The organism is Streptosporangium sp. NPDC051022 (genome assembly GCF_040683035.1).
Lineage (GTDB): Bacteria > Actinomycetota > Actinomycetes > Streptosporangiales > Streptosporangiaceae > Streptosporangium.
In genome coordinates, this window is the sequence record NZ_JBFBCF010000027.1 from 26,611 (window position 1) to 53,333 (window position 26,723).

33 protein-coding genes are annotated in these 26,723 nt (G+C 68.3%); 1 reads left to right on the plus strand and 32 read right to left on the minus strand.

From position 1 onward, the window contains the following. Window positions 1-8 precede the first annotated feature (8 nt). The 18 genes from AB0N02_RS33850 to AB0N02_RS33935 form a co-directional block, all read right to left on the minus strand. On the minus strand, window positions 9-1,787 hold the full coding sequence (locus AB0N02_RS33850; RefSeq protein WP_363954817.1) for a LamG-like jellyroll fold domain-containing protein: 1,779 nt from the start codon (window positions 1,785-1,787) through the stop codon (window positions 9-11). Between the two features lie 12 nt (window positions 1,788-1,799). Further along, window positions 1,800-2,309, minus strand: coding sequence for a hypothetical protein (locus tag AB0N02_RS33855; RefSeq protein WP_363954820.1), 510 nt, complete (start codon window positions 2,307-2,309; stop codon window positions 1,800-1,802). An 8-nt stretch (window positions 2,310-2,317) separates the two neighbouring features. Continuing rightward, window positions 2,318-2,764: a hypothetical protein gene (locus AB0N02_RS33860; RefSeq protein ID WP_363954823.1), complete on the minus strand. Its 447-nt coding sequence runs from the start codon at window positions 2,762-2,764 to the stop codon at window positions 2,318-2,320. After that, window positions 2,764-3,195, minus strand: coding sequence for a hypothetical protein (locus AB0N02_RS33865; RefSeq protein WP_363954826.1), 432 nt, complete (start codon window positions 3,193-3,195; stop codon window positions 2,764-2,766). The genes AB0N02_RS33860 and AB0N02_RS33865 overlap by 1 nt, the downstream gene beginning before the upstream one ends. Continuing rightward, window positions 3,192-3,443, minus strand: coding sequence for a hypothetical protein (locus AB0N02_RS33870; RefSeq protein WP_363954829.1), 252 nt, complete (start codon window positions 3,441-3,443; stop codon window positions 3,192-3,194). The genes AB0N02_RS33865 and AB0N02_RS33870 overlap by 4 nt, the downstream gene beginning before the upstream one ends. Before the next feature lie 29 nt (window positions 3,444-3,472). Beyond that, window positions 3,473-6,823 (minus strand): phage tail tape measure protein, encoded by a 3,351-nt coding sequence (locus AB0N02_RS33875; RefSeq protein ID WP_363954832.1) that lies wholly within the window; start codon window positions 6,821-6,823, stop codon window positions 3,473-3,475. 142 nt (window positions 6,824-6,965) lie between these two features. Next, window positions 6,966-7,496, minus strand: a complete 531-nt coding sequence (locus AB0N02_RS33880) for a hypothetical protein (RefSeq protein WP_363954835.1) — start codon at window positions 7,494-7,496, stop codon at window positions 6,966-6,968. A gap of 1 nt (window position 7,497) precedes the next feature. Then, window positions 7,498-7,956: a hypothetical protein gene (locus tag AB0N02_RS33885; protein ID WP_363954838.1), complete on the minus strand. Its 459-nt coding sequence runs from the start codon at window positions 7,954-7,956 to the stop codon at window positions 7,498-7,500. Beyond that, on the minus strand, window positions 7,953-8,372 hold the full coding sequence (locus AB0N02_RS33890) for a minor capsid protein (protein WP_363954841.1): 420 nt from the start codon (window positions 8,370-8,372) through the stop codon (window positions 7,953-7,955). The genes AB0N02_RS33885 and AB0N02_RS33890 overlap by 4 nt, the downstream gene beginning before the upstream one ends. Then, window positions 8,369-8,740: a hypothetical protein gene (locus tag AB0N02_RS33895; RefSeq protein ID WP_363954844.1), complete on the minus strand. Its 372-nt coding sequence runs from the start codon at window positions 8,738-8,740 to the stop codon at window positions 8,369-8,371. The genes AB0N02_RS33890 and AB0N02_RS33895 overlap by 4 nt, the downstream gene beginning before the upstream one ends. A 10-nt stretch (window positions 8,741-8,750) precedes the next feature. Further along, complete coding sequence (locus tag AB0N02_RS33900) at window positions 8,751-9,065, minus strand: hypothetical protein (RefSeq protein WP_363954847.1); 315 nt, start codon at window positions 9,063-9,065, stop codon at window positions 8,751-8,753. After that, window positions 9,065-9,451: a hypothetical protein gene (locus AB0N02_RS33905; protein WP_363954850.1), complete on the minus strand. Its 387-nt coding sequence runs from the start codon at window positions 9,449-9,451 to the stop codon at window positions 9,065-9,067. Before AB0N02_RS33905 ends, AB0N02_RS33900 begins: the two co-directional genes overlap by 1 nt. Then, complete coding sequence (locus AB0N02_RS33910) at window positions 9,451-10,938, minus strand: hypothetical protein (protein WP_363954853.1); 1,488 nt, start codon at window positions 10,936-10,938, stop codon at window positions 9,451-9,453. The genes AB0N02_RS33905 and AB0N02_RS33910 overlap by 1 nt, the downstream gene beginning before the upstream one ends. A 15-nt stretch (window positions 10,939-10,953) precedes the next feature. Beyond that, entirely contained in the window at window positions 10,954-11,223 is a 270-nt protein-coding gene (locus AB0N02_RS33915; protein WP_363954856.1) for a hypothetical protein, read from the minus strand. A 100-nt stretch (window positions 11,224-11,323) separates the two neighbouring features. Continuing rightward, the gene (locus AB0N02_RS33920; RefSeq protein ID WP_363954859.1) at window positions 11,324-11,674 is read right to left on the minus strand and encodes a hypothetical protein; all 351 of its coding nucleotides are present in this window, start codon (window positions 11,672-11,674) and stop codon (window positions 11,324-11,326) included. A 3-nt stretch (window positions 11,675-11,677) separates the two neighbouring features. Then, on the minus strand, window positions 11,678-11,980 hold the full coding sequence (locus AB0N02_RS33925; RefSeq protein WP_363954862.1) for a hypothetical protein: 303 nt from the start codon (window positions 11,978-11,980) through the stop codon (window positions 11,678-11,680). Continuing rightward, complete coding sequence (locus AB0N02_RS33930) at window positions 11,980-13,179, minus strand: DUF5309 family protein (RefSeq protein ID WP_363954865.1); 1,200 nt, start codon at window positions 13,177-13,179, stop codon at window positions 11,980-11,982. The genes AB0N02_RS33925 and AB0N02_RS33930 overlap by 1 nt, the downstream gene beginning before the upstream one ends. 15 nt (window positions 13,180-13,194) lie before the next feature. Continuing rightward, the gene (locus AB0N02_RS33935; protein ID WP_363954868.1) at window positions 13,195-13,812 is read right to left on the minus strand and encodes a hypothetical protein; all 618 of its coding nucleotides are present in this window, start codon (window positions 13,810-13,812) and stop codon (window positions 13,195-13,197) included. A 144-nt stretch (window positions 13,813-13,956) separates the two neighbouring features. Here AB0N02_RS33935 and AB0N02_RS33940 point away from each other — a divergent pair, with 144 nt between their 5' ends. Next, a complete protein-coding gene (locus AB0N02_RS33940; protein ID WP_363954871.1) occupies window positions 13,957-14,484 on the plus strand; it encodes a DUF732 domain-containing protein in 528 nt (175 codons plus the stop codon). On the opposite strand, the gene AB0N02_RS33945 is transcribed toward AB0N02_RS33940, so the two are convergent. From AB0N02_RS33945 to AB0N02_RS34010, 14 genes are all read right to left on the minus strand, one after another. Beyond that, on the minus strand, window positions 14,451-14,672 hold the full coding sequence (locus AB0N02_RS33945) for a hypothetical protein (RefSeq protein ID WP_363954874.1): 222 nt from the start codon (window positions 14,670-14,672) through the stop codon (window positions 14,451-14,453). The genes AB0N02_RS33940 and AB0N02_RS33945 overlap by 34 nt on opposite strands. Then, window positions 14,669-17,131, minus strand: coding sequence for a phage minor capsid protein (locus AB0N02_RS33950; protein WP_363954877.1), 2,463 nt, complete (start codon window positions 17,129-17,131; stop codon window positions 14,669-14,671). The genes AB0N02_RS33945 and AB0N02_RS33950 overlap by 4 nt, the downstream gene beginning before the upstream one ends. Window positions 17,132-17,152: 21 nt before the next feature. Then, window positions 17,153-17,362, minus strand: coding sequence for a hypothetical protein (locus AB0N02_RS33955; protein ID WP_363954880.1), 210 nt, complete (start codon window positions 17,360-17,362; stop codon window positions 17,153-17,155). A gap of 4 nt (window positions 17,363-17,366) precedes the next feature. After that, window positions 17,367-18,920: a phage portal protein gene (locus AB0N02_RS33960; protein ID WP_363954883.1), complete on the minus strand. Its 1,554-nt coding sequence runs from the start codon at window positions 18,918-18,920 to the stop codon at window positions 17,367-17,369. Window positions 18,921-18,932: 12 nt separating this feature from the next. Further along, complete coding sequence (locus AB0N02_RS33965) at window positions 18,933-19,295, minus strand: hypothetical protein (protein WP_363954886.1); 363 nt, start codon at window positions 19,293-19,295, stop codon at window positions 18,933-18,935. Next, the gene (locus AB0N02_RS33970) at window positions 19,295-19,477 is read right to left on the minus strand and encodes a hypothetical protein (protein WP_363954889.1); all 183 of its coding nucleotides are present in this window, start codon (window positions 19,475-19,477) and stop codon (window positions 19,295-19,297) included. The genes AB0N02_RS33965 and AB0N02_RS33970 overlap by 1 nt, the downstream gene beginning before the upstream one ends. Continuing rightward, window positions 19,477-19,803: a hypothetical protein gene (locus tag AB0N02_RS33975; RefSeq protein WP_363954892.1), complete on the minus strand. Its 327-nt coding sequence runs from the start codon at window positions 19,801-19,803 to the stop codon at window positions 19,477-19,479. Before AB0N02_RS33975 ends, AB0N02_RS33970 begins: the two co-directional genes overlap by 1 nt. Before the next feature lie 85 nt (window positions 19,804-19,888). Beyond that, complete coding sequence (locus AB0N02_RS33980) at window positions 19,889-20,158, minus strand: hypothetical protein (RefSeq protein WP_363954896.1); 270 nt, start codon at window positions 20,156-20,158, stop codon at window positions 19,889-19,891. Window positions 20,159-20,172: 14 nt separating this feature from the next. Further along, window positions 20,173-21,447 carry a PBSX family phage terminase large subunit gene (locus AB0N02_RS33985; protein WP_363954899.1) on the minus strand — a complete coding sequence of 425 codons (1,275 nt, stop codon included), beginning with the start codon at window positions 21,445-21,447 and terminating at the stop codon, window positions 20,173-20,175. Continuing rightward, window positions 21,444-21,866, minus strand: coding sequence for a winged helix-turn-helix domain-containing protein (locus AB0N02_RS33990; RefSeq protein ID WP_363954902.1), 423 nt, complete (start codon window positions 21,864-21,866; stop codon window positions 21,444-21,446). The genes AB0N02_RS33985 and AB0N02_RS33990 overlap by 4 nt, the downstream gene beginning before the upstream one ends. A 222-nt stretch (window positions 21,867-22,088) precedes the next feature. After that, window positions 22,089-22,748 (minus strand): hypothetical protein, encoded by a 660-nt coding sequence (locus AB0N02_RS33995; RefSeq protein ID WP_363954905.1) that lies wholly within the window; start codon window positions 22,746-22,748, stop codon window positions 22,089-22,091. A gap of 10 nt (window positions 22,749-22,758) precedes the next feature. Beyond that, the gene (locus tag AB0N02_RS34000; RefSeq protein ID WP_363954908.1) at window positions 22,759-23,109 is read right to left on the minus strand and encodes a hypothetical protein; all 351 of its coding nucleotides are present in this window, start codon (window positions 23,107-23,109) and stop codon (window positions 22,759-22,761) included. Between the two features lie 226 nt (window positions 23,110-23,335). Continuing rightward, a complete protein-coding gene (locus AB0N02_RS34005) occupies window positions 23,336-25,900 on the minus strand; it encodes a phage/plasmid primase, P4 family (RefSeq protein WP_363954911.1) in 2,565 nt (854 codons plus the stop codon). 84 nt (window positions 25,901-25,984) lie between these two features. Next, window positions 25,985-26,710, minus strand: coding sequence for a hypothetical protein (locus AB0N02_RS34010; protein WP_363954914.1), 726 nt, complete (start codon window positions 26,708-26,710; stop codon window positions 25,985-25,987). Window positions 26,711-26,723: the final 13 nt, after the last annotated feature.

A 26,723-nucleotide genomic window follows, 5' to 3' on the forward strand; every position in this document is an offset into this window, starting at 1 on the left:
CCAAGGGGTTACAGGTGGGCGTGGCGCCAGAGGACGGTGGCGGGTGGGGCGCCGCCCTCGGCCGTGCTGTAGGAGATCTCGGAGCCCTTGGGGCCGAGGACGAAGTCCGGGATGGCCACGCTGGCGCCGGTCCTGGACCGCAGCTTGGACACGCCGCCGATCGACGCCGCCGAGTTGAACGGGTCAATGATCAGCGTCTCCGTGGGGCCGATCTCCAGATCGAACCCCAGCACGCGCAGGTCCGTACTGCCGTCGGGCAAGATCCGCTCAACCACCAGCTCCGGGCCGTTGGCCGGACCCGGGCAGCGAATGAGCGGTTGCGTGCGGGTGTTGCCAGCGTTGAAGACCTCGACGAACCCGCCGTCGGCCACGGTCGCACTGAGCAGTTCCCGGCTGTAGAGCTCCGGGCGGGCGAGAGTGAACTGGGCGGTCGCCCGGAGGTGTCCGAGCCGGGTGAGCTTGTCGAGCGGGGCGGCCCGTGCGGTGCAGGCGCCGTACCCGATGAGGATCCGGTCGAGCACGCGGACGGCCAGGGGCAGCTGCTCGTCGGCATCAGGCACGGGGAGACCGGCGAGGAAGTCCATGGCAGCCTGCTCGATCTCCGTCTTCGGCGCTTTGATCAGCGATTCGTACGTGACGATGCGCGCCTGGCTGAGCTTCTGGCCGGCCATGGCGCCGTGCGCGCTCGGGTGGGGGACGTCGCCGTTGTCCAGGGCGGGCATGTCGACCCACCAGCCGGTCAGCAACTGCCAGGAGTACGGCGTGCCGCCGCCCATCTTGAAGCCGTTGTACGACAACTGGCCGGGCCCGGTGAGGTCGTCGCCCGGGTTGATCGGCACGCTGACGGCCGGGGTCGGGATGACCGCCCGCGCCACCAGCAGCGCCGGAGTGGCGGTGACGTTCTTGACGGTCGACACGCCCGGCGCCGGGATCACCGTGCTGCCGTGGATGATGCCCGGCTGGACGTTCGTGGGCGGGCTGTCGCCGGTGAAGATGTCCGGTGCCGGGATCGAGACCGTGCCGGTGATGAGGCTCGGAGCGACGGTCCGGCCGATCGACACCGCCGGTGTCGGAATGCTCGTCGAGCCGGTGACGAGGCCTGGGGTGGCCTCGGCGGGCACCGACAGCGGACGGTGGATGCGGCGGCGTCCCTGCCGCCAGGCGATACCAGGACCGTCCTCCGTGGTGGCGCCGGATCCGCCGGAGAGGGTTCGTCCGTTACCGGAGTAATCCGTGGTCTCAGCCCGGGTGAGCGGATACCAGGCCTGCAGGCCTGCGGTCCTGCGTGGCTGGTACGTCCACGCCTCGGCCTCCAGCTCAGCCTGCGTGAGCGTGGCGCCGCTCCAGACCTTCACCGCCGCCAAGCAGCCGTTGAGCCACTCGTCTGTGAAGATCGCGTCGCCCAGCCGGAAGTTTTGCAACGACGTGGACGCTGCGGCCGTCGTCCAAGTCGACACGGTGAACGACGTGTCACCGGCCGCCCGCGACACCATCGTGCCGTTGGCGCCGTTGACGCTGACCCCGACGTAATACCAGGTGCCGACCGTGAGAGCCCGTGACCCGAAGGTGTTGTCGGCGTCGTCCAGAAGGAGAATCGTGGTGCCGTCGGCGTCGGTCTGCAGGATGTAGTAGTCGAGGGTGGACCCGTCGTCCAGGCCCCACACAGTCGAGTAGGCGTTGCGGTCGGTGGTGATCTTCACCCAGCAGGAGACGGTCCACTGGGTTTGGGATCCGAGGCTGAGGCTGCGCGTGTAGTTCTGGCCGGACGCTGAAAAACGGACCGCCACGAGTCACCCCGATCAGGTATCGCTGTAGCTGAGCCGTATCGAGGTGAGCGCCGCGTCGTTGGCCATCGTGTCGTTGGCGTGGCCGCCGATCCTCGACACTTTGAGCCAGACCTCGTCCCCGGCCGCGAGGCTGTCCAGACTGGATCCGCTGATCGTCGCCGTGGCTCGGTGCAGGCGCTTCGAGGTGGTGCCGAGGTGTGTGTCATCCACGGTGACCGCAGCGGCCAGGCTCTTGGTCTCCGCGTCCTGTGAGTCCGACTCCGGGGTGATCGCCGCCAGGGCGACCTCCCACCTGACGACGCCCGTGGTGGCGTTGACGGCGTACCAGATCAGGTCACATGTGAGGTTCCCGGAGCCGTACGCGAGCGGTTCCAGCTTCCAGAAGGCGCTCTCCGTGGCGCTCGCGTCGTACAGCAGCCTGCTGACGGGGTAGTTAGTGCCGTTGACCTTGTCGAACGCAGGAAATGACGAACTGAGGGCTTGTGCCTCTTCCGGGGCCAGATACTGCCTGACAGTGGACACCTGGCCTCCTACGGGGTGAGGTCGATCGAGTAGATCCCGGCCGGATCGTGCGTGACGAGGAAGGTGCCGTCCTGCGTCGACTGGGGGCTGCCGAACCAGACGGCGGCCAGGGCGCGGTCGCTGTGGGCGTGGTCGTACAGCAGGTAGCCCTCGGCTGTGATCGTGCTGTTCGGGAGGCTGAAGTTGTCGGCGTCGAACTTCATGCTTCCGCTGGAGGCGACCAGGGTCGTGCCCGTCACGACGATGCCGCCCGCCGTGTAGCCCGCCCCCGACGACTGGCCGGAGTTCCACGGCGAACTCCCGTAGGCCAGGTCGGTCGTGAAGTTCGGGGTGACGCTCGACCCCCAGAAAGCCGCCTTGATGTCCGTCTCCGACGTGATGTCGGTGGCGAGCTGCGTGTCGTCCCACTTGTCCACGTGGGAAGCGACCATGAGCCCGGAAGCTGACCACGCCATCAGACACCGTCCTTTCCGTACCGCGCGCGCCCGCGAACAGTTCTCGGCGTGACGGAGACGGAGCCCGGAGGCGTCTCCCCGCCCGCGGCCGCCGAGGAGGCGCCGGCGAGTTCCTCCATGGCGGCGAGGAGAGGCCCGAAAAGACGGGGAATCCGCTCCAGGTCCACCTGCGCGGCCTGGAACTTGGCGGCGTCTTTCGGGTCGGTCGCGTTCGCGTACTCGACGACTTCCTGCGCCGCGGCTCGGAGCCGGGCGGCCGCCCGCAGCCACGTCCGGGTCTCTGCCATCGACGCCATCTCGGCCCGTTTCGCCGCGATGTTCTCCGGCGTCGGATCCTCGGCCGCTGCCTGCTTGGCCGCCTCCAGGCGCTCCTGCTCGACCTCCAGCGCGGCCACCAGCTCGAGCTCGCGCCGTGCGCGCCCGCGCATCATGCTCGCCGCCCGATGGGGGCGAAGCCGCGGATGTGCGGGGCCTGGACGTGCACGTCGCGGTGGTCGCCGCGCCGCGCGAAGTACTCCCGCGTGGTGACGATCGCCCCGGCATCCGTGCCCCGGCGGATGAGGCGCACCACGCGCAGCCCCACGCGGTGCTCCCGCACGCGCGGCACGGTCCGGCCGGGGCTGGTTTGGATGGAGCGGAGTTTGGCCAGGTCGGCCGGGGTGTAGCCCTGCAAGGGCATGGCATACCGCCTTTCAGATGGGGGAGGGGTCAGACGGAGCCGCGCAGCGAGTACTCGAAACCGAACTGCGCGCCGAGCTTCGTGATGTCGGCGTCTTCGCGGACGGTGGCGTTCTCGATGTTCACGGTCACGCCAGAGGTCGTGGTGGAGGCCGGGGCGGGGGAGCCCCAGCCGCCCGCGGTGATGCCGGCCACCTGGCCGCCGTTGCCGCCCGAGCCGACGGCGCCGACGATGCCGATCTTCGCCGTGGTGGAGGCGGCGGCCTGGCCGATGCTCCCTGCGGTCGTGCTGGCCTTCACGGCCTTGGCGATCACGGCGGTCATGGCGTTGACCGTCGCGTTCTCACCGGCCTGGATTCCCTGGATCAAGCCCTCGATGGTGTATTGGCCGATCTCCGCCATCACCTGCGACGGAGACTTAATTTTCAGCTCCCGCTTCAAAGCGGCGATGAGGGCCTTGGCGATTTTCTCCATTTCCTTGTCGAGCTTCTTTAGGGAATCCTCAAGGCCCTTGAGATATCCTTCGCCTGCTTTTTTACCCACGTCATACAGGGCATCCGCGCTGTTTTTGCCCAGCTGCTTCGACATATTGTCGATCTGCTTCTGGGCTCGGTTGATGGCCTTGATTTCGGAGCCGTCGGCACCGACCAGCATGTCGGCGAGACTGCCGCCCTGCTCCACCCCGGCCTCAATGATCTGCCGGAGCGTGGTCTTGTTCAGGCCGCGCTTCGCCAACGTTTGAATGTCGCTGGCGAAGTCCTTGATTGACTGCGCTCGCGACTTTAGCCCGTTGGTGAAATCGCTCGCACTACCGCCCGACTCCGGAAGCTTGATGCCGGTGATAGACGCCCATTCCTGCGCGTCACCGGCGATTTTCTTGGCGTATTCCTTTGCCTCCGCCAGCTTCTTGACGAGCTCCTCGCGCTGCTTCGCCAAGGCCGCCAGACTGTCGTTCCCGCCCTTCACAAAATCGAGAAGGCCGTCGACGACATCCGGCCTGCCCTTGAAGGCTGCCTTGATCTGCTCGACCATCTTCTCGACAGTGGATACAGCGTTCCCGCCCTCCGCCGTCAGGCCGACGATAAGACCCTGAACGGTCCATTTGCCGATCTGCTCGAAAACCTTCGAAGGTGAGCTGATGCCGAGCGCATTCTTCGCCACCTGAACCGCATTATCCACGGTGGCCTTCGCGGCGGCCGCCAGCTCCGCGGCCTTGGCGCGGACCCCGTTAATCATGCCTTGGATCAGGTCCCGACCCACCTGGAGGAGCCAGTTTCCGGCATTCGTGAAAACGGCCTGTATTTTTGCTGGCAGACCCTTCACGAATTTCACCACGGCGTCTATGCCATCAGAGACAGCTGTGCTGATTCTCTTCCAGGAGCTCGCAGCGTCAGATTTGAGCTGCTCCCAAGTATCGCCCGCGATTTTCCCGACGGCGGCCAGGGTGCGCTTTATGGTGTCTTCCACCATCTGCCACAGCGCATCCCAAATTTTCCGGAGACCGTCTTTCAGCTCGGTCATGTCTCCGGTCATCACGCCTTTAACGACTTTGATGGCGCCAGAGACAATTTTCCAGAAACCATTCCAAATACTCAGGAAAGTATCGACCAGATAGGTGACGGTGGTGATGACATCATCGCCGTACTCGTCCCACAATTCCTTGGCGATAGTCAGAGCGTCATCGACAACTTCACCGACTGTCGCCATTCCGTCCTGGAGTTTCGCGGTCCATTCGTCAATCGTGGCCTGATTCTCGGAGACCCACTCCTGGACATCCGCGACGATCGAATCCCAGATCTCGCCGAGCTTTTCTTTCCACTCCTCGACCTTGGCCAGGGCATCGGTGAAGTTGAAATTCTCGTTCAGCTGGGTGACGAAACTCTCGATACCAGGTAGAACGGTGCCGCCGAGGAAGTCGACAATTCCTGTGGTCAGGCCTCGCTTCCATTGCTCGATCTTGTTCGACGCGGTGTCATGCAGTGTGTCCCCGGCCTTCTTCGCTGCTCCGTCGACCTGGCCCAGCGCATCCACGGCCTTCGACGGATCCATCGCGAACAACGCCGCGCCGAGGTCCTCGGCCTTCGTGCCGAACAACTCGACCGCGACTGCGTTCCGCTTGGCCGGGTCCTCGATGCCGCGGAGCTTGTCGAGCACGAGGTCGAACGCCTTCGCCGCGGTGGGGCCACCCTTGGCGAAGCGGGCGACCATGTCGTCAGCGTTCAGACCGAGATCCTTGAAGCCCTGCTTGACCCGGGCGCCGCCCTGCACCGCCTCGATCGCGAACTCCTTCACCGCGTCCGCGGCGGTATCGCTGTCTCGGGCGCCGCCGCGCAGGGCCTGCACGATCAGGCCCATCGCCTGCTCGCCGGACAGGCCCAGGGTCCGGAACTGCGTGGAGTACTCGCTGAAGGTGTCGAGGAGGTCGTCGGCCTCGTTGCCGGAAAGCTGGGCGCCGCGAACGAGCAGGTCAAACGCCTCATCCGCCGAGCTGACGAGGTCGGTCGCGAGCATCTTCGCGACCGCACGGACCACGGTGGAGACGTCCTCGTCGAGGATCTGCGCGGTGTCGAGCGCCCGCTTCGACAGCGTGCCGAGGCTCTCCTCGCTCGCGCCGCGGATCCCGTCCACGTTCTGGATCAGGCTGCGCACCGCTTCAGTGACGTCGCCCAGGCCCTCGCCGTATCCGTCGGCGTACACCTGGCCGGCCACCCGGCCGAACCGCTCCATCTCCTTCTCGGACGCGCCGACCTTGGCGAACAGCTCAGCGAGGATCTCCTCCTTCTCCAGGGCGCCCTGGATACCGTCGACGAGAGCAGCACCGATCGCCGTCCCGGCTGCGAGCGCGAGTCCGATACCGGCTGTCTTCAGGCCGTCCATGAGGCTGGTGCCGACGCCGGACATCCGGCCGCCGCCGCTCTGCTCGACTCCGTCCCCGAATTCCTGGCCGCTCTCCTCGCCGGATTCCCGGGCGATCCGTTCGGCGTCCCGCAGCCCATCGCGGAGGCCGTCGGTGAGCTCGTCCCCGGCGCGGCGGCCGGACTCCCGGGCGTCGTCATCGAGCCGGTCGAACGCCTCGTTGATCGCCGCGTCGAGTTCGGCGGCGAAGGCGTCGGCCTCGGCGAGCATCTCGTCGAAGCTGGCGTCGAGCGCCGCATCCAGCTTGTCGAGTTCACGGATCGCCTCGGTGGGGTCGAGGCCGTCGGCGATGGCCTTCTCGATCTCGTCGAGGCTCTTGACGACGGTGGACTCGACCGACGACATAGTGCCGGTGGTCGAGGACTGGAGCCGGGACATGTCCCGGGCCGCGCCCGCGAGCCCCGACGCGAACCCCTTGTCCTCCAGGTCAATGAAGCCGACCAACTCACCGATGGTGAGAGCCACGGGAGATCACCCGCCTCTCACCACGTATCGATGGCCGCGTCTGCCTGCTCGCTGCTCAGCTCAGGGACATGGCTCGCGACGGCGAGCCGGTAGATCGCGTCCTTGGACAGGCCGGCCAGGAGGACGGCGAACTGCCGGTGGGTCAGGTCCGCGATGTCGTTCGGCGTGAGCTGGTACTCCCGCCGGAAGTCCGCTTCGACCGCCCACCAGAAGCGCCTGACTTGCCGCTCGTGCGGGTCGAGCTCTTCGCTTTTCCCTCGCTCTGCTCCCGGACGATGCCGTACGCCTCACGGAAGCTGAGGGGCTTGCCGCGGCCGTGGGACATGCCCCACATGAGCACGACCCGAAACTCGGTCTGCGTCATGCCCGCGTCGACCCACTGCTCCAGGACGTCGTCGCCGAACAGGTCGACCAGCATGGCCCGGACGCTCTCATCGGTGCTGGAGCCCTTGAGCTGTTCCAGGCGCCGGTCGAAGCGGAGGGGAAGATCGTGCGGGACGTTCACGCGGACGCCGCGGATGACCTCGGTCGCGGGGCCGCCGTGCTGCGCGTCCTCCTCGGCTTGAATCTCGGCCCAGAAGTCGTCCCAGGACTGGGTGGCTTCGGCGTCGCGGACAGCAGCGTCGATGCGCTCGTCCAGGTCGTCGTGGTCGATCGGCTCGGAAATCGACACGTCAGCTCACCGCCACCTTGACCGTCTTGCCGCACTTGCGGACCGTGGCGCCCCACGATCTCTTGACGTTGGTTTCGCCGCCGTTCTCCGACAGACGGACGGTGCAGGTCCACACGTTCCACTGAGAGGACCGGGGCGAGCGGAAGCGGACCTTGCCGAGACTGTCGGAGCCGAGCGCGTCCTCGCCAGCGAGGGCCTCGATGCGGGCCCGGCCAACCGGCGCGACACCGGTGGTGTCGTCCTCCATCTCGTCGCCCGTGATGGTCAGGCTGGAGCCGCGCTGCATCACCTCCTCCTCGTAGGCGCCCTCACTGTCGTAGTCGGTCGTTTCGGCGACCGCCTCGTTCTCGCTCGGGTTCCTGACGACGCTCTTGAGGTGTTCGACGCGATGCCACGTCGTTCCATCCGCCTCGGCGACCTCGAAGATGATGTCGCGGGCGTTGACCTTCGTCTGGGTCACGTTCTGCTCCTGTTCGTGCTGGGCTTGTACATGCGGACCTCGGCCCGGAGGTTGACGGTGAACTCGACGCGACCGTTCTGGTCTTGGCCGATGAAGATGGGGCCGCCCTGGGTGGCCACCATGAGCTGGAGCCAGGTGCCACCCGCCAGATAGCGCCTATCGAGGCCGTTGAGGGCGTCGTAGACGTCCTGCGCGTCCTCCTCGGCGACCCGGGCGTCAGCGGCCGGTCCGCGGGCCCGGATCTGGATGGACGGTTCGTCGTAGTCGTCGGCGAGGCTGCTCTCGGGGCCGCCGTACCGGGCCACCACGAGGCACCGGTCCGGGCCGGTCGGCATCCGGGTCAGGAAGATGCTGCCCGGGTAGGTGCCGAGACCGAGCTCGGCGAGCAGCTGCGCGAACTCCTCGGAGAGGTTCATCGCAAGGACCGGCGGATCTCGGCGGCCACGATCTCGCCCATGACCTGCCGTTCAGAGTTCATGGGATCTTCGAGATATTTCGCCTTGCGGCCCTCGTCGTGTTTCCAGGTGAGCTCCTCATGCTGCCGAACCGCATAGACGGTGTCGTAGGAGACGGCCGCGCGCAGCTCACCATCGGCCACGCTCACCGCGCCCGGCCGCTCGGCCGGGTCTCCAGAACGTTCGAGCGTGCCCTCTTCGTGTGGCACCTGCTCGCGAGATACCTGCAAGAGGTGTTCGGCGGCGACCTGAAGTCCTTTGATGGCACCTGCGCGCTCGGCGGCCTTGATCTTCCCCAGGTTCATCTTCAGCTCAGCGCGCTGCGGCACGGTGGCCTCCCTACTGGAGTACGACCTCAAGGTGGTCCGGGACGGGCAGCCCTCCGCCGTCACGCCGCGCGGACGTAATGACCGTGCTCGCGCGGTCGCCGATGATGACCCGCGACCCGGCCGGACAGACGGTGTCGAGCGGCATGATGACGGTCGTCTCGCTGACGACCTCGGCGCCCTCCGCGTTGCGGACGAGGCGGCGCTTGTGGTCGATGAAGCATCGGATGAGGGTCTGCTCGCCGAGCTCCGGCCCGTACGGGCCCTCCCCGGTGAAGGGCTCGACGAGCACCTGGTGGCGGAGCAGCCAGTCGGGGATGGCGCCCATCAGCATCCTCCGGTCTGCGGGGCGTGGCCGGTCAGCCCCTCTTGCTGGAGGACCGCCCATGCTTGGGGAGCGAGGCGGGCGGCGGCCGAGCCTCCACCGCCCGCCCCGCCGCTCGGGGACCGGCCTCCGAGGGTGACGGAGCCGATGGAGACGGTGCTGTATGTCGGGGTGGTGCCGGTGCCGGTCTCGCCGCTCTCCGCCCATGCGGCGACCTGCTCGCAGGTGGCCTCTCGCAGCGCCTTCTGAACCTTGGGGTCGTCCGGGTCGTAGACGGCGCATAGGAGCGCCTGGTCGACGTCGCGTGACGCCCGGGTGAGGAGGAGGGAGGCGTTGGTCGGGAGGGGGGTGACGTATTCGCGGAGGTCATCCACGGTCGCGTACGCCATCAGCTCACCCCCACGAGGGACAGGTAGGTGGTCTCGGTGCCGTGGCTGGCGGGGTTGAACGAGGGGGGGAGGTCTCCACCGCCCGCGCTCGCGTAGAAAGCGCGTCTTGGGCCGGTGCCGGCCACGTTCCGGCAGAACCAAGGCGCATTGGCATCATTGGCGCTGGACGGGTACGGCATGATGCAGCCAGTCATACCTCCGAAGATCAACAAGATATAGACCATCCGGGGTGTGCTCTGAGCTGCGATCGGCCCACCGACCAGAGCGCCGCTACGCCACCCGGCCTGGGTCCACAGCGTATTGTCGTCGGCGGTGGCGCCGAGCAGGGCGCCGGAGTCGTCATAGAGCCCGATCTTGTTCGGGACCGCACTCGCAGAATAGGTGCCGCCTGTCCGTACAGCCGCCACCAGGCGGGTGATGGTCACTCCGGCTGGGATCTCCAATCTGGAGCCGAAGATCGTGTTGTTGCTGGCGTTGCTGCCGAGCCCGAAAGCTTCGGGATCGCCGCTGCAGGCGAGCAGGCCGTACGCGCTGAGCGGGTAGACCGGGCCGCCTCCCGAACCGCCCCCAGCCGAGGGTGTGTTCCACTTCAGGCCGGAGGTCTGTGCGGCGTCAGCGGTGAGGACCTGGCCATCCGAGCCGACGCCGAGCCGGGCGAGCGCGCCGGAACCGGTGGCCGCGAGCAAGTCGCCCTTCGCGGTGACGAGCGACCGCTGCACCGCCCCGGTGATACGCGAGTCGTTCCCGGCCGCCACCGAGCCGGAGGTCGTGCCGACCGGGAGCCGGGCCGCCGCGACCGTGCCCATGGTGATGTCCTCACCTGCGTGTCCGTGGCTCTGCGAGGCGTAGGCGGCGGCACCCTCGGCCGGGGTGAGGTACTGCGGATGCGGATCGCCGGCGGCCGTGTGCGAGGTCACCAGCGTCGAGGCCGTGCCTGCCGGGTCGTAGACGCCACTATGCGTGTGACCTGCGGTTGCGGCTCCCACGTCGGCTGCGGTGAGGGTGACGACGCCGGTCTTCCCGTTGACGCTCGACACGGCGTCGCCGCCACTGCTCGCGGGCAGCTGGCTCGTGGGGACGAGACCATCCGACCCCAGCGAGGCGTATCCGGAGGGCTGTCCGCGCCGTGCCGCCAGCTCGTACCGGGCGTCTCCCGCAGACACGGTGAGACCCACGTCGGCCCGTACGCCAGGAGTCGAAACGAGCACGTCAGCGAGGTTGTGCGTCCCGGTGGCCGGGACAGTGATGGTGTGCCGCCGCTCTCCCTCGGCCACCATGTAGTAGGCGCCGTCAGGGTAGGCGAGCGAGCTCGTGGGGGTGAGCGTGAGCGACCATCCACCGTCCGGGCCGGAAACCGTCGCGACCTCTTTGACGATCTCCCCGCCCCCGGCCAGGAGACCGGAGGCGGCGACGAGGTGCGCGGTCACCTGCACTCCGGCGACCGGCGCCCCGGAAGCGTCCTTGACGACGTTGGTGATGGTGGTCACCGCGCACCCCCGGGGTTACTGGTTGCGGATCCAGTCGAGGGCGTCCTCGACGATGTCGTCCACGGCGGTCTGGGTGGTGATGGCGGAGCTGATGAAGGCGGGCGGTGCCATGACCGGTTCGCCCAGCGCGTTCCGGCCGACGAGGGCCACGACGAGCTCGGGGTTGTATCCGCCCGGCCTGGGTGCCAACTGGAACAGCACCTCGTGGTCGACGATCTCGCCAGGGGCGATCTGGTTGTCGATGGCGTTGGCGACGAACTCGGATACGGGGTCGGTCAGGCGCACAGAGGCGTCCTCTCGGGAGTCAGGAGGGGCGGAGGCTGGTACGCGGGCAGGGCGGTCCCCCTCCATGGCCGCCCCGCCCGCGTGTCTGTGAGGCCCGGCGTCAGGCCATGTCGAGCACCGCGGCTGTCACCGCGGAGTCCGCCCCGCTGTAGTTCAGGTGCACGTTGCCGTCGGGCTGCCGGTACTCCGGGCCCAGCGAGGGCAGGAGTCGCCCCTTGCCGGCGGCCACGGTGAACGTGCCGTCGGCGATGGCGAGGCCCTGCGCGCCGACGGTGCCGGGGGTGGGGATGGTGACGGTGAGGGTGGTGTCGTCGGCGTTGGCCACGTACACCTGGCGGCCCTTTCGCCAGACGAAGCTGTTGCCGTCGGTGAAGTTGACGGCGGTGGCGACGTCGGCCGGGATGACGCCGGTGGCTCCGAGCGCGGTTGGTGTGATGGGGGTGCGTGCCAAGGGTCAGTCCTCCTCGTCGGTGAGCTGGTCGCCCAGCGAGATGAGCTCGGCCTTGGTGAGGTCCTCGGCCTGCTCGCGCTCCATGCCACGAGAGACCGCCCACTCCACCCAGACAGCTTTCGGCGCGGACTGGGCAGGACGGTCAACGGGCGCCTCGACGGCCTGGGACGGCTCGTCCTCGACCCGCCGCCACCCAGACGCCGGGTCGGCGACCAGCTCGTCGAGGCGGGTCTCGTCGTCGCTTCCGGGCTCCGGCCGGACCCGCTCGGCCACGTGCCCCCCGGCCGCGCGCACGTAGGTGGCCATCAGAGCTTCAGGCCCGTCATGACGGCGTGCGCCTTCTCGTTGCCGAACTTGATTCCGATCTCTCCGTAGATCTGGACGTTGTCGCTCGCGCCGGTCTTCGCCAACTCTTCCTCGAAGAACACGCCCTTGCCCGGGATGGACAGGAAGACCGGGGTGAGCTGCTCCAGGCTGACGGCGACAATGGTGTCCTGCGGCATGTGCCGGTCCAGCATGATGTTGAAGATGCCGAAGTCCGTGGTGACGGTGGTGACGTTGACGCCACCGACCGTGCGGGACATCTCCTGGTACTGGCCGTACGCCGACGCGTAGGCCTTGGTGATGGCGCGCTTCTGGATGCTGTTGACCAGCAGAGTCGCGGTGGTCTGCTCGGAGAAACCGCCGTTGTCGTAGCCCAGCTGGATCAGGTCGTTGATGTGATCCCCGCTGAGCGTGGTCGACCAGGGCTTGGTGAAGGCGATGCCAGTGGCGGTGCCGAGGGTAATCGCCGAACCACCATTCGAGGTGGAGACCTTGAAGCTGTTGGTGTCCTGCTGGTCGACGTAGTACAGCCGGCCGGGGATGATGCCGGTCGCGGCCCCGACGGCGGTGAACACGATCTTGTCGCCATCGACGAGGCCGTGACCCGTGCTCGTGATCGTGTCGGTTGCCGAGGTGGCGCCCGTGACGGCGGTGCCCTTCGCGATGCGGTTGGTGGTGATCGCGGCGAGCAGGCCCTTGGTCTGCCGGGCGGTCGCGTTCGTGTTGGGCTTCACGTACTGGCCGTTGATGAACGACCAGTTGACGTCCAGGGCGATGCTCTTGATGGCCTGCTGGACCTGCCAGTTCAGCTCACTGGTGATGGGGTTGTTGGCGCCGTTGTGGTTGAACGGCGCGGACTGCGGACTCGCCACCTGGCCGGTAGCGGCCTGCTTGGTGTAGGAGACCGACACGGTTTCCTGGTGGATCTGGACGACGTTGGTCACGTTCGCCCGCACCCGCTCCTCAGCGGTCGGCGCGGTCGCGCCTTCCACCTTGGTCCGCTGGGAGGGGTCCCTGAGGTCGTAGGTCTGCCATTCGAACTCGGTCGAGGTGGTCTGGCCGCCGCCGGTGAGGCCGCCGATGGAGGACAGGAGCGGGGTGTCTTCCGGCGTCAGGCCGAACAGCTCGCCCGTGTAGTTGGGCAGGTTGAAGGTGGTTCCGAGGCCGGTGATACCCGCCATGGTCGTCTCCTAGAGTTACTGCGGTGGTTGCTGGGTGAGTGCGGCGCGCTGCCGCTTCAGGGCGATGGCGAGCGCGAAGTCGCGGTTCTTCTCAGCCTCGGCGATCTGCTGGTCGAGGCTCTGCGTCTGGTGGCCGCCGGAGCCGGAGAAGTCGCCGCCGGACTGCGGCGGCACCTGCGGGACGGGCGGCGTGGCCGGGGCTGCGGACTGGGTGGCCATCCACGGGTTCGCCTTCAGCGCGGCCTGGATGGTCTCCGCGAGCCGGACCGGGAAGTCCTCGGCGTTCGGGTCGAGGTTCGCCGCGGCGTTGGCGAACGCGACGCTGCCGAGCAGGGCGTCACCGTTCACGCCGTGCTGGCCGGCGGTTGTGTAGGCGTGCCGGAGCACGGTCTCCGTCCGGGCCGACGTGCGGTACTTGGCGGACTCGCCGCGCAGGTCCTGGATCTCCTTCTGGGCCCACTGGGGGAGCCGGGAAAGGTCGCGTCCGCTGTCGTCCGCGGGCGTGGGCTGGGGCGGGGTCCAGGTCGGCGGCTGCGGAACCGGCGGCGCCGGGGGAGGCGCGGGGGCGGGCGGCTGCTGGCCGGACTCCGGCGCAGGCTGGCCAGGATCAGCGGGCGGGGTGGGCATGGTCATGCGGACCCTCCAGGGGAGCGCGGGGACGAGTGGCCGGCGCCTGGCCGACCGGGGTGTTTTGGACCGCTCCCGGCGGTCCTTTTCGGGCATCCGTCACAGGTATTTCAGGACGGACGTGTAGATGTGGGGCGTATGGTGCGCGGCATGCACCCTCCCCAGCAGCAGCCTCAGCGGCCTCCGGCTCCGACCTTGCAGTACGGCCCGCCGCCGGGCCAGCCGCCGATGGGACCACCGCCTGGATGGCGGCCGCCTCCGCCGAAAGAGAGACTGAGCACGCTGAATTTCGTTCTCGTCTCGATCGGCGCGGTGTTCGTCGTGACCGGCCTGATCATCGTTTTGATACGACAGACCGCTTCAACGTCGCCCTCGATCTCAGCGAGCCCCAGCAATACGCCCAGTGGCCGAATGGAGGTAGCGAAGCCGACCGGCCCCCAGGGACGCGCCTACGTGGCTGCGCTGAAGGAGATCGACCCCGGGCTCGCGGTCAACAAAGACCGGGCGATCCGGAGAGGGATCGCGATCTGTGATCGAATGCTGAACGGCATGGACAACTCGAAATACAGCCTGCCGGAATACGTCGTGTTGGAATTATCCGGTGGGCATGCCACGATCAACGAAGAGCAGGCCAGGCAGGTAATTCAGCTGGTCGCGGCCTGGTGCAAGGCGGCATAGCCGTTCGACCAACCCGACTCCACCAGACTGGAGAACAGGCTCTCGTCGCTGTCTCCAGGGCTGAATCGCCGCACCGACGCGATCACGTCCCGGGCCGCGCCCGTCTCGAACCTCAGCTCGCCGTCGACGAGGGTGATCGTGTCGAAGACGGTGCCGTCAGAGACGTCCACGTAGTGCAGCGAGGTCATCCATCGCTCCCGGGGTCGGCGATTCGGCGGCGTGTGCCCTTGGCGTGCGGGGCTATCGCGTCGAGCCTGGCCATCATCGCACTCCACCACTCCTCGCGGCCGAGCGCGGCGAACTCACTCCGGAGGGCGGTCAGACGAGCGCGAGCAGCCGTGATGTCGTCGGGGGACATGTCGTTGTCGATCCACTCGCCGATGCCACGGTTCCACTGGGCCGGCTTCTTCATGAACAGGCCCTCGAACCTGCCCGCCTCGTGCAGGAGTGGACGTCCGTCAAGGACCTTTTTCCGGAGTTTGTCCCAGTAGCCGAAGGTGAGTCCATGGTCGATGGACACGAGGTCTTTGCCGTCGAGGAGCCAGTTGCCCATGTGCCGATCGGCGTAGTCGGTGAGCGCGTCGAAGAACGCCATCCGCCACCCGGAATCGCTGGTCAGGTAGCCGGTTGGCTTCCGGGCACCCTCGGCGAGCTTGCCGTCCATGAACTCGATGTACAGCTCTTTCGGGCCGACACGGTGGACTTCAGGGGCCCGGACTCCGAGGGCGCGGGCGACCTTGCCGCCGAGGATCTCGGCGTCGGCCTGGTCCACGGCGTCGTCTGCGAGGTGCGTCCGTTTGACGATCTTGTGGACGACCTTGCTGCCGTCGGCCAGGGTGACGAGATTAGTGTCGCCGTACATGCCGCCGGACAACGGGGTTCGGGACCGTTCACCCAGGGCGACGCGTTCGGCGAGGGAGGGCTGGGCCTTCTTGGCCTCTGCGCGAGCGCGAGCTTCCGCCTCGGCCTGAGCCTGCTTGGCGGCCTCCCGTTTGGCCTTCTCGGCAGCCTTCGCGCGGGCCTTCTCCTCAGCCTCCGCCTTGGCGCGAACCTCGGCTTCCTGCTTCGCCCTCGCCTCAGCCTCCGCGCGCGCCTTCGCCTCTGCTTCAGCGCGAGCCCGTGCTTCGGCTTCTTCGCGGGCCTTCGCCTCTGCTTCAGCCTGAGCTTTCGCCGCGGCGCGCGCCTGCTCAGCGGCTGCAGCCTCCGCGCGGGCCTTCTCCTCGGCCTCTGCCTGGGCTTTCCGCTCCGCCTCGGCGCGCGCTTCCGCGTCAGCCCGAGCCTGCTCGGCTTCCGCTGCGCGCTTCGCCTCCTCCTCTGCACGAGCACGCGCTTCGGCCTCGGCGCGGGCCTTTTCCGCAGCCTCGGTCTCGGCCGCGGCGGCTTCCGCCTTCTTCCGGGCCGTGGTCTCTTCGGCCTCGCGGGCCTGGCGCTCGGCCGCCTCGACGTCCAGCGCTGTGGCACTCGGCGTGGGCGGTGCGGGCGGCTGCATGTCGGTGACGGGGCCGCCCTTCGGCCCCTCGGGGCCCGGGGTGTTGCCGGCGCCGATCTGCTCCCGGTACGGGAGGCGCTTGAGCTTCGGGTTGTCCTTGAGGTGCTCGCGCAGCGCGGCCTGGGCGGCGCGGACCTTCGCGTTCGCGGCCTTCTTGCCCTCCGGAGTGAGGGCGCCAAGGGCTTGCTCCTTCGCGGCTCGGATCTTCCGCTCCAGGGCACGCTGTCGCTGCCGGGCGACGTCGCCCTCGGGGTCAGCCGTGGCGGTCTTGAGGCGGGTGACGCCGGGCAAGAAGGCGCTGACGGAGTGGCGACAGTTCGGGTGCTGGAAGCCCTTCGCCCGCGCGCCGTCGAGGGTGTCGACGACGTGCACCTCGACGAGCTCGCCGTCGCGGGTGCCGTGCTCGACGCGGATCCGGCCGATCGGCCCGGGGGTTCTACGGAGAACCTTCGACTCGAAGGGGCGGCAGAGCTTGCATTCCTGCGTGTTGTCGGACACGACCACCAGGTCGATTCCGACCGAGGCGAGGCGGTCCATCTGGCCCTGGATCGCGGCCCTGGCAGCATTGGTGCGGCCGATCATCTCTGCGTAGCTCGACAGGCGCCACCGCCGGTTGCGCGTGTCCGTGAAGCTGACGATCCCCTGGTCGACGAGGCGGGCCCACGCGGCCTGTGACGCCTGACGGCGGGTCGCCGTGCCGGTCGCGATCCGGGCGGCGGTGGCGGCCTGGACGGCGCGATAGGCGTCGAGGGGTGCGCGGAGGATGTTGCCTTCGACGACGCCGAGGTCGCGGTGGAGGGCGTTGGCGATGTTCTCGATGACGGCGGCGTTCGGCACCTGGGCGAGCGCGGCCTTCGCGTCGTCGCGGACCTGCTTAGACACCGGCAGGCCGGTCAACGCGGAGGCGTGGCCGTCCCGGTACGCCTGCCGGATCGCCTCGCGCACGGCCGCGCTCTTGGTGTTCTGGAGGCGGTCGTAGACGGCCTGCGCCGCGCGCCGGAGCTTAGTGACCGCGTCGAGCTTCACCTCAGCCGTCGGCGCGATCAGATCCTTCTTGAGCTCGTCGGCCACGACCTTGATGAGCGAGGCCTCGACTGACCGGTAGAGGTCGGCCACGCTGGCGGCGATGTGGTCGAGGAGGTCCTGGTCGACAAGCACGAGGAGGACCTCCTCGTGGTGCTACTCAATCGGCTCGAAGGGGCCGATCACTTCCAGGTCCATCCAGCACACCCATAGTCGCCTCTCAGGTGTCACGTCGCCTCGCCAGCGGGTCCAGGTCCAGGCCCACAGCGAGCCGTCGCAGTCGTCGCACTGCTCGCCGCGGACCGCGACGCTACCGCCGTCGGTGTCTCGTATGCGGGTCACGTTCGCAGGCGGTTCAGGGTACATGCGGTCATTCTCCTTCGGACGGCCCGTCCTGGGCGGCCGCCGGATCCCCGCCTCCGTCGTCCGGGCCCGTCATCTCGCCCGGCAGCGCGAGCGGATCCATGACCTGGGCTGGCCGCGAGTCCGCGATCCGCTGAACCTCGGCCTTCACCTCGGTCTCGTCCCAGTCAGGGTGGAGCATCCGCACGAGGGTCTCGTCGCTGGCGGCCTCGGCGCGGCGCATGAGCTCGGCGGTGGTGGCGAGCTGCATGAGGTCGGGACTGACGGAGTCGCCGAAGACGACCGTGGGGCGCTCCGGCTCGACGCCGGACGAGAAGAGAGCGGCCTCCAGGAGGAGCAGCATCTCGACCGCGTCGGCGAGCGGCGGCCCCGAGTAGACGGCTTTCTTGCCCCGGGTAGTGAGCGAGCGGCGCTCCTTCGCCGACACCTCGGTCGCGGTCACCGCGACGTCCCCGCTGAGACCGAAGGACTGCGCCGAGTATCCGGTCGCTCGGAGGATCGCGGCGAGCAGCTCCGCGCCGGTGTCCCGGTGCTCGACGATCCGGATCCCGAACTGGACGACGTTGAGCTCCAGGCGGTCGCCGTCGCCGAGCGCGTTCACTCCTTCGTAGAGCTCGCGGTCCAGGTCGAACGTGGCGCCCTTCCCGGGGCCGTTCGACTGTAGGTAGCTGCTGGGTGCGATCAGGCGGGCCTTGGCGAGCCGGACGTCGCGCATCCAGCTCGTGTAGACCTCGTCGAGGGCGTCCATGAGGCCGAGGACGGGCCCGGCGAAGTCGGAGCGGCCGAGCGGCGCGCCGGCGGGAAGGTTCCGCCATTCGCGCTGGGGACGCATGTTCGGGACGTAGACCGCGGTGAGGCGGTCGATGCCGGTCTCGACCTCCGGCTGGAGGTTCGCGGTGGCCGGGTTCGAGGCGAGGGGGATCTGCTGGCCGAGGTCCCCGCCCTCACCCCGGTACAGGCCGTGGAAGATCTTCCCGGGTTCGTGGCGCTCCAGGTGGCGGAGGAACGTTCGGTCGTCCTGCTCGACCACGCGCCAGAAGGTGACCGCGGACAGGCGGCCCCATCGCCACTCCGGCACGGCCGCGTCCGCGTGCACCACGGCGAGCCATGGGCGTTCGGCGACCTCCGTGTCCCAGACGGCCCGGAGGTAGTAGCCGCCGAGCGCGGCGCCGACCTCCGCCCCTTCGAGCAGGGTGGCCTGGAGTCCGTTCTCGACGAGCTCTTCAATCCGTTCCTGGGTGGCCGTGTTCTCGACGGTGAGGCTCGGCGGCTCGCTGAACAGGAGGTCGGAGCTCATGACGGCGAGGTCGCTCGCGACGGGGACGTGGAGCTTCGTGCGCTTCTCGCCTTGCGGGGTCGGCTGGCCCCAGAACCACCGGGCGAGAGCGCCGACGACACCGCCGCGATGCTGGGCGGGGCGGTTGGCCGGCCGGGTGGGGTCGTTGTAGATCGCGGCGAGTTCATCGGGGTCGCCGCGGTACCAGGCGTCGAGGACGGCGTACTGCTGGTAGATGGGGGTGAGGTGTTGGGGCGGCCAGGTGCCGCCGCTCGGCAGCGGCATCGAACGCTCCTCTCAGATCATGAGGGGCAGGTCAAGGAGGACCTGCTCCCAGTTCTCGAAGCGGATGCCGCGGTCGTCGATGTAGGCGGCAGCGGGCAGCTTGCGGTTAGTGACGAGCACCTCGTCGCGGTTGTTCCAGAAGTCACGCGGTCGGCCAGCGTTGAGCTCGACGATCGCGGGAATGCCGTGCCCCTCCAGCCACTGGGCGACGGGGTAGGGCGCGCGAGCGGTGTGGATGAAGACGGCGTACCGGTCCATGAGGGTGTGTAGGCCGTCGAGGGCGCCGGGGAGCGGCGGGTCGTAGATGGTGCCGTCGGCCCAGCCGCGGCTGTAGGCGTGGATGACGCCGTCGAAATCGACTGCGATCGTAGCCATCAGCGTCCCCACACAGCGTCGTTGGCCTCGTGGACGGTCCGCCACAGTTCGTACCGGACGGTGTCGTCAGCCTCGGCCCAGCGGTCGCGCATCTGGTCGACGGCGTGGACCAGGGCGCGCACCTCGGGCGGGAGGTAGGCGATCTCGGAAGGTTCGCCGAGCGATGCCAAGTCGGGTGTCATCAGACCCGCTCCGGCCAATGCCACGTGCCGCCGCGGTGCGACGCCTCCATCCACCCGCACCCGCAGTAGCGGAACGGGGCACCGTGCGACTCCTTGCTGGGGCAGTCGGGGTCGCCGGAGGTCTCCGCCCCGTCGTGGTAGTTGACCGCCCGGTTGAAGAACATCCCTTCCGGGTTGAGGACGGCGAGGCCGACCTGATCCGGGTGGTCGGGGTCTCCGGTCAGTTCGGTGACGATCGCGGCCCGGCAGACGCTCGGGTACTCGCCGCCCGGGGTGCCGTAGCTGACGTAGTGGACGATCCGGCCGACGCTCGGAACCTGACTCATTGGGTGCTCCAAGGGTGAAGGGGGAGGGAAAAGCGAAATACCGGGAATGTGCATTCCCGCAAGTTACGACCAAGTAGAGCGGTGCTCACGAAACCCGAAGAGGCCCGTCATCCGGCCGGATGTGACGCCAGCACACCCACGGCTCGCCACGCCCCGGGTTGGCATGCGTGCGCTCCAACTCGACCGGCGAGTAGGCCACCTCGCCGGCAACCAGGAGCTCATCACACTCCGGTGCGCAGCACGGGGCATCCTCGCGCACCGCCTTCGAGACGCCGATGGTGTTCTTGGTGTGAACGACGGTCTCCGCCCATGCGTGCATGAGCGTGTAGGTCTTCGTGTAGGTGCGCGTCAGCATGAAACCTCCGAGAGTTATGCAGCGAGCAGGACCGGCTCGGCGAGCAGCGGACCCCAGATCGCCCGCGTGGTCCGCACGCCGTACCTGAGCGCGTCCACGCCGTGATCGCCGATCTTGATCGGCTTGTCCTCGCCCTTCTCCGACGCGTCCGGATCCCACGCGTACGCCGGAATCTCCCGGATGAGCTCCTTGCACTCGGCGGAGACGAGGAGCCGGCCGGTCGCGAACAGGGACGCGGTCATGCGGATGCCGTCGACGACCTCGTTGTCGGCCAGGGTGGATGTCCAGCCGTCGCGGTGCAGCTGCACACGGAAGCTCGCGGCCGAGGGGTCGACGATGGTGTACTCCGGCGTCACGCCGAGCGAGGTGATCCAGGCGCGGAGGCGCTCGGAGTACTCGGCGTCCGTCAGCGAGCCGCGCTGCTTCTTGGAGTCCCACCGCCACTCATGGCCGACGTACAGCCGGCCGTCGGCGCCCAGGCCGATGAGCAGGGCGTGCAGGGGGTTCGTGGTGCCGTAGTCGAGCGCGAGGCAGATCCACCGGTCGATCGCGGGCAGCGCCTGGACGACGTGCCGGGCCGGGTCCCAGGACTCGTAGATGACTCCCTCGGCCAGACACCATTCGCCGAGGATGAGGCGGCGGTGCCAGAGGCCGGTGAACTCGCTGGAGACGGCGGCGACGTAGTCGGGGGAGAGGTTCGGGTTGTCAGCGAGCTGGAACGAGAACCGGTGAAGGTTGAGCGCGTCGGGGCTTTCGCTGCGATGGAGCTGGCCGTGGATATCGAGGTGCAGCGCGGCCCGGTCGAGGTAGTTGACCTTGAGCCAGTGCTGCGGGCCGTCGGGGTTCGTCGTGCCGTACAGCCGCGCTCCGGGGATCGAGAGCCGGGTGAGCAGCATGACGAAGAACGACTCCGGCAGCGTGGACACCTCGTCGCAGTACGCCCCCACCAGGGACAAGCCCCTGATTTTCTCCTGGGCGCGCTCGTCGTTCGCGCCCACCACGTACACCTTGCGACCGAGCAGGTGGAGCTCTCCGGCGCCGGCGACGAACCGGCAGCGGTGCTCGCCGAGCATCTCGACCATGACGTCGATGATGTTGCGGCGGAGCGTGCGCTCGGTCTTGCCGACCATGAGCAGGGGGCCGGCCGGGGCCGACCTCACGAACTCGATCCATTTCAGGAGCGAGATGATCGTCTTGCTGGAGCGGACGGAGCCGTCCCAGATGTTCAGGCGCGCGTCCGCGAGCCGATAGGACTCGACCTGCTTGCCGACCAGAGGATTGACGATCACTGGCCCGTGATCCCTCTCAGCCACGCGTCGACCGCGGCCAGGCCCTCGGGGTCACGATCCATCTCGACGAGCTGGCGGTGCTTGTCGACCGCGATACCGAACGCGACCGCGGCATCCCGAGCCGAAGCCTGCGGGAGGGCCTCGTCCATCCGCTTGAGCGCCCGCTTCGCAACCACGAGCGACGCGGTGGCCAGCGAAGCGCGGTCACTCGCAGCGTCGGCCTGAGCCGCCTCGGTCGCCTTCTTGGTCTTTCCACGTTGAAAGGCGTCGGTGATGCCTGCCTGTTTGGCGATGCGAGAGACGGTGCCGGGGTCTACTCCATGCTCGCGGGCGATGCCTCGGCAGGACTTCTCGTCGACGCGGATGTCGTTGAGGATTGCGGCGCGGGTTTTGTCGTCGAGGGGTTTCCCTTGGGGCACACGCGCTCACCCCCGGGCGTTGAGATACGGTGACGCATTTGTGCAGGTCAGTCAGGTTACCCAGGTGGGTAACCTGGGGGCGGCTCGCCGCGCTGGAGTCGGCGGTGTTCCCGGAGCAGGCATGAGAAAGCCCCGCGCGGTGGCGGGGCTATTTTCGCGCATGCTACGCGTACGCCTGTGGATAATACCGGTTTCCCCTGGTCAGCGCAAGATCACTGGATCTCATGCGGCACGCTCCTCGGCGGCCTGGATGTGGTGGGCGAGGCGCTCCCAGTCGGTGATCGGCCACACCGGCCGGCCGCGCCACCAGGTGCCGACCTCACGGGCGGGCGGGTCGCAGGTTCCCCAGCAGACGATGGCCACCATGCCGCCGGGCAGCTCCTCGACACGCCACACGTCGCTCTGGTGGCACCAGGGGCAGGTCACGTCGAGGTGTTGCCCGGCGTACACCATGCACAGAGCTCGGGCGACCTGATCGACCATGCGGTGGGCGATCGGCGCCGCCCACCCGACGAGATCGTCGGGGAGTCGCCGCACGGCGTACAGCAGGTACGGCCGGGCGTCGAGGTCTCCGGGCCCGGGCGGGGGGAGCGGAGAATCGCCGACGACGTGGGAGATGGCGGCGGCGAGGTCGTCAGCCTGCACGAGCAGGTCGAGCACGGTGGACAGGATGGCCACGTCGACGGGGGCGGGTGAGGCGCCGAGGGAGAGCATGCTGCGCTCGAACCTCTCCAGGCGGGCCTGTTCGTCGCGGGCGGCGATTGCCTCGGGAGTGAGCTCGGTTTGCCGCCAGGGGCGGCGGGTGCCGGGAATTCTCGTCTCGACCAGGTCAGGCCAGTATTCAGCGACCCATTCGAGGTCGGCAACCACTTCGTTTTTCACTGCGGTCTCCTCAGAATTGGGGCTGGTCGGGGATCGGCTCGCCGTACGGAATGAAGAGCGGGACGGGGTCGGGTCTGAAATGCGGGGCCCGTGCTCCGGGTGGGCATTTGTGGGTGGCGACCACGGCGTATTTCCGGTCGGCGTGGATTCTCCAGGCGTTGCGGTGGATGAGGTACGGCTTTCGGGGCAGGCCGAGCGGCTGCACGTCGTACGTCATCTGGCCGGCGGTGAGGGCGTCGAGCTCGCCGCGGGGGTCGAGTGGGCCCGCGGTGGCTCGGATCAGGAGGCCTTCGGAGTGGCCGACGAGGGTCGGGGTGCCGCAGCGGGGGCAGGTGTCGAGGACGGCGGGGGTGGAGATCATTTCGGCCCCCGCCGGATGACGGATGACAGATGCGACCTGTCATCCGCTATGAGCTCATTGCGTGCGCGCGTGTATGCGCCCGCGTACGTATACGCGTGTAAGAGGGGAATGCGAGAAAATCTGTCATCTGTCACCGAGTCGCGGCGGAGAGCTGAGTTTTCCCAGCTCAGTCCGCATTTTGTGGTGATGACGGATGTGTCATTCGCATCTGTCATCGGAGGGTGCTTCACCATCCGGGCCCGCCGATCTTGTCGGAGTCGGGCTGTGACAGATGCGGGGCCGATGACGGATCCTCGCCTTCGGTGGCGAGGACGGTGATGCCGGTGTAGGAGCGGGAGGATGCCGACCGGGCCTGTCCGACTCCGAACCTTCTCGCGAGCTCCTGGGTGAGTTTCTTCGCCGATACGGGGGTTTCCCCTTCGACGAAGCACCACCGTTCGTACGCCTCGCGGAGTTTGGTGATCTTGATTTGGATGTGGTCGGAGGCTGCGGTGTGGCAGCACTCGGTGACGAAGCGGGCGACGGTGTCCTGGTCGGCTTCGTAGCCTCTGGTGGCGGCCATGACGCTGTCAGGCTCGTTCAGGCCGCCGGAGTGGTAGGCGGCGGCGCCCTGGATGATCCAGGCGAGCAGGGCGGGCCCGTGGTCGCGGGCGAGGATGCCTTGCAGGTCGTCGACCACGGCTTCCGGTGGTACTTCGTGCAGGAACGGGATCAGTCTGAGCCTGCGCCAGAAGGATCGGCCTCCGGCGCGGACTGCGGGCTGGTGGTTGCCCATGAGCCACAGGTGGTGGGTGGCGGTGAACGTGAAATGGTCTTGACGCATGAAGCGGGCGGTCAGGGAATCGCCGCCGGTGAGGTGCTTGACTTTCGTTTCGTCGAAGCGTGCGTCTTCGTCGACTTCGCTGCAGACGACCATTCTCATACCGGCCAGGCGCGCAATTTCAGTTTCGTGTTGAATTGACGTTTTGGCCATCAGGAATCCGCTGGGGGCGGTGGTTGCGTAGTCGCCGAGAACGCCGATGAGGGATTCGAGAAAGACGCCTTTCCCGTTTCCTCCGTTGCCGATGCAGAACGGCAGGACGTGTTTCGCGACGCTGCCGGTGGCGCTGTAGCCGACGAGGCGTTGCAGGTAGGCGATCAGTTCGAGGTCGTTGCCGAACGTTTCGACGAGGAAGGATTCCCAGCGGGCTTTGTCGGCGGTGAGGTCGGGCGAGCACGAGGTGACCTTGGTGTGGAGGCGGGTGGCGTCGGCCGGGCCGAGGAGACCGGTGGTGAGGTCGACAATCCCGGACGGCGTGTTCAACTCCCAGGGGTGGGCGTCGAGGGTGTCGAAGGCGGCGACGATGCGCACGTCGGTCTGTGCTTGGGTCAGCATGCTGCTGGTGCCGAGCGCGGACAGGGCTTTCCGTTTGTGGGCGATGGCGGTCTTGTCGGCTTCGTCGAGGCCGCGGGCGACTCTTTTGCCGTACTCGCGGACGATGCCGCCGCCGACGGGCTGCCACTCCCAGCGGGTGCCGTCCCAGGCGAGCCACCGGCCCCGTTCGGGCACGTACCGGATGACGTCGCCGAACCGGTCGACCAGTTGGAGGGCGTTGCCGTCGTCCGACTGGGCGTACGTTCTCTCCTCGACGACCCGCAGCACCGGGGGTGGGCCGTCGGGGTGGAGCTCGTGCACGGTGGCCAGGGTGCCGACGACCGCGGGGGCCTGGACGGCCGGGGCGGGGACGGTGGGCTCGACCCGTACGCCGTACCCGCGCGCCTGGAGTTTGGTCGCGGCGGCCGACAATGCGGCCGGGCTGGTGGAGCCTTCGGTGAGGAGCGTATGGGCCCCGAACCGGTCGTAGGGTCGTTCAGCCTCGAATTCCGTGCTCGTGGTCCAGACGTACAGGTTGTCGGCGCCGTTGCGGCCGGTGGTGGCGGATATGCCGTGGGATTTGCCGGGGCGGCACCAGTAGGTGACTCCGGCCGAGTCGGTGTAGATCCGCTTCCACCCGCGCGGAGTGAGAATCTCGTCCCACGTCGTCTTGGCGTTGAAGTCGTCGCCCGGGGACACGCTGTCGTCGTCGAACGCTGGGGCGGGCTGGGAGAACAGGGGGCTCGACGGGGTGGCGGCCGCGGGTGCCGGGGGCTGCTCGTCGGGGTGGGGCATGCGGTCGAAGCCGACGGCGAGGTGGTGGAGGGCGTCGCGTTCCGCCGAGGTGATGGTGGGGATCGTGGTGGGGCCGCCGGCCAGGAGAGTCCAGGTGCCGTTGGGGATGTCGCCGTGGGTTCGGCCTGCGGAGGGGGCGACGACGACGAAGCCACCTTCGGCGCGGGTCTCGATGAGGACCTTGATTCGGTGGTCGGGGTTTTCGGCGAGCTCTTCGGGGGTGGCGGGCCGGGAGGCGAGTTTCGCGTTCCGGGCGTCGGCTCCTTCTACTTTGTAAAGGAGGTGGATTCCGCCGGATGGTGTGATCTCCATGTAGCCGGTGGTGACGCGCCGCCAGAGGTCGCCGAGGCCGGACGCTTCGGCGAGCGCGGTGTAGTCGTGGGCGATGTTTTCGCGGACGGCGCGGCCTTCGAACTCGAACAGCTCCAGGTGGCCGGAGGCGGCGCCGCAGACGACGCCGAGACCGTCGTACCGTCCGGAGGTGAACCAGGCGTCGAGCTGCTCCAGGGTGGGGCGTGGTTCCAAGCCGCCTGCCTGGGTGTGGCGCTTCCATTTGACGGCGGGTGCTTTGCCGGTGGTGGCCGGGATGACGCACAGGCCCGCGTGGTGGAGGTGGTGGGCGGCCTGCTGGAGCTGGTTCAAGTGGTCCCCTCGGGTCCGGGTGGGTGGAGATAGGGGGAAGCCCCCGAGACGTTCGCGCACGTCTCGGGGGCCGGTTCAGGGGGTTTACAGGTGGGGTCCGGCGGGGGCCGGGGCGGGCGGGGCGGTCATGCCGAGCGCGGCCATAGCGGCGGCCTGCTCGGCACTGACCTGCTGGCCGGTGGGGAGGGTGATGGGCGCGGCGACGGGCGCCGGAGCGGGGGTGGGGATGGCGGCAGCGATGGCCTGGCCGGTGGCCGCGTACTGCTGGGGCATGGCGGCTACCGGCGCAGGCACACCCACACTGACTCCCGGGGCAGCCGGAAAGGGCGCAGCGGGAGCCTGCGGAACGGGTACAGGAGCGGTCTGGGGCAGAGGGGCGTGAGCCGGGGCGGGAACGGGAGCGGCGGCGGGCGGGGCCTGGAAGGGGGAGGCCTGGGGGAACGGGTTGCCGCCGACCGCCTGCAGGTACTGGGTGGCGTACGCGGCGTCGGCGTCGGTGTACTGCTCCAGGACGTACGGAGCGGTCTGTCCCGGCTTGGCGACGCCCCGTCCGAGACGGCCGAGGACCGGGTCCTTGCCGATGGAGTTCTTCAGAGAGCCGACGAGGACCTTCTGGAAGATGAGGACGTTGGTCTCGGTGCGGGGACCGGACTGGTCGGTGAGGAGGACGAGGTCGGCGGAGATGGCCTCGGCGGTGCCGAGGGTGGTCTGGATGCCGGTGCGGTGCTCGCGGGGGTAGATGAGGAAGAGGTGGCCGGGGTAGTCGGAGATCTTGAAGTCGGAGGAGGGGGAGGCGGGCTGTGCGAACATGACGTTCTCCTTG

Excerpts from the sequence above, each read along its gene's own strand:
- AB0N02_RS33860 (WP_363954823.1), bottom strand. The coding sequence starts at position 2,764 with ATGGCGTGGTCAGCTTCCGGGCTCATGGTCGCTTCCCACGTGGACAAG.
- AB0N02_RS33865 (WP_363954826.1), bottom strand. The coding sequence starts at position 3,195 with ATGATGCGCGGGCGCGCACGGCGCGAGCTCGAGCTGGTGGCCGCGCTG.
- AB0N02_RS33870 (WP_363954829.1), bottom strand. The coding sequence starts at position 3,443 with ATGCCCTTGCAGGGCTACACCCCGGCCGACCTGGCCAAACTCCGCTCC.
- AB0N02_RS33890 (WP_363954841.1), bottom strand. The coding sequence starts at position 8,372 with ATGAACCTCTCCGAGGAGTTCGCGCAGCTGCTCGCCGAGCTCGGTCTC.
- AB0N02_RS33900 (WP_363954847.1), bottom strand. The coding sequence starts at position 9,065 with ATGGGCGCCATCCCCGACTGGCTGCTCCGCCACCAGGTGCTCGTCGAG.
- AB0N02_RS33905 (WP_363954850.1), bottom strand. The coding sequence starts at position 9,451 with ATGGCGTACGCGACCGTGGATGACCTCCGCGAATACGTCACCCCCCTC.
- AB0N02_RS33925 (WP_363954862.1), bottom strand. The coding sequence starts at position 11,980 with ATGGCCACCTACGTGCGCGCGGCCGGGGGGCACGTGGCCGAGCGGGTC.
- AB0N02_RS33930 (WP_363954865.1), bottom strand. The coding sequence starts at position 13,179 with ATGGCGGGTATCACCGGCCTCGGAACCACCTTCAACCTGCCCAACTAC.
- AB0N02_RS33935 (WP_363954868.1), bottom strand. The coding sequence starts at position 13,812 with ATGACCATGCCCACCCCGCCCGCTGATCCTGGCCAGCCTGCGCCGGAG.
- AB0N02_RS33940 (WP_363954871.1), top strand. The coding sequence starts at position 13,957 with ATGCACCCTCCCCAGCAGCAGCCTCAGCGGCCTCCGGCTCCGACCTTG.
- AB0N02_RS33945 (WP_363954874.1), bottom strand. The coding sequence starts at position 14,672 with ATGACCTCGCTGCACTACGTGGACGTCTCTGACGGCACCGTCTTCGAC.
- AB0N02_RS33955 (WP_363954880.1), bottom strand. The coding sequence starts at position 17,362 with ATGTACCCTGAACCGCCTGCGAACGTGACCCGCATACGAGACACCGAC.
- AB0N02_RS33960 (WP_363954883.1), bottom strand. The coding sequence starts at position 18,920 with ATGCCGCTGCCGAGCGGCGGCACCTGGCCGCCCCAACACCTCACCCCC.
- AB0N02_RS33965 (WP_363954886.1), bottom strand. The coding sequence starts at position 19,295 with ATGGCTACGATCGCAGTCGATTTCGACGGCGTCATCCACGCCTACAGC.
- AB0N02_RS33970 (WP_363954889.1), bottom strand. The coding sequence starts at position 19,477 with ATGACACCCGACTTGGCATCGCTCGGCGAACCTTCCGAGATCGCCTAC.
- AB0N02_RS33975 (WP_363954892.1), bottom strand. The coding sequence starts at position 19,803 with ATGAGTCAGGTTCCGAGCGTCGGCCGGATCGTCCACTACGTCAGCTAC.
- AB0N02_RS33980 (WP_363954896.1), bottom strand. The coding sequence starts at position 20,158 with ATGCTGACGCGCACCTACACGAAGACCTACACGCTCATGCACGCATGG.
- AB0N02_RS34000 (WP_363954908.1), bottom strand. The coding sequence starts at position 23,109 with ATGATCTCCACCCCCGCCGTCCTCGACACCTGCCCCCGCTGCGGCACC.
- AB0N02_RS34010 (WP_363954914.1), bottom strand. The coding sequence starts at position 26,710 with ATGTTCGCACAGCCCGCCTCCCCCTCCTCCGACTTCAAGATCTCCGAC.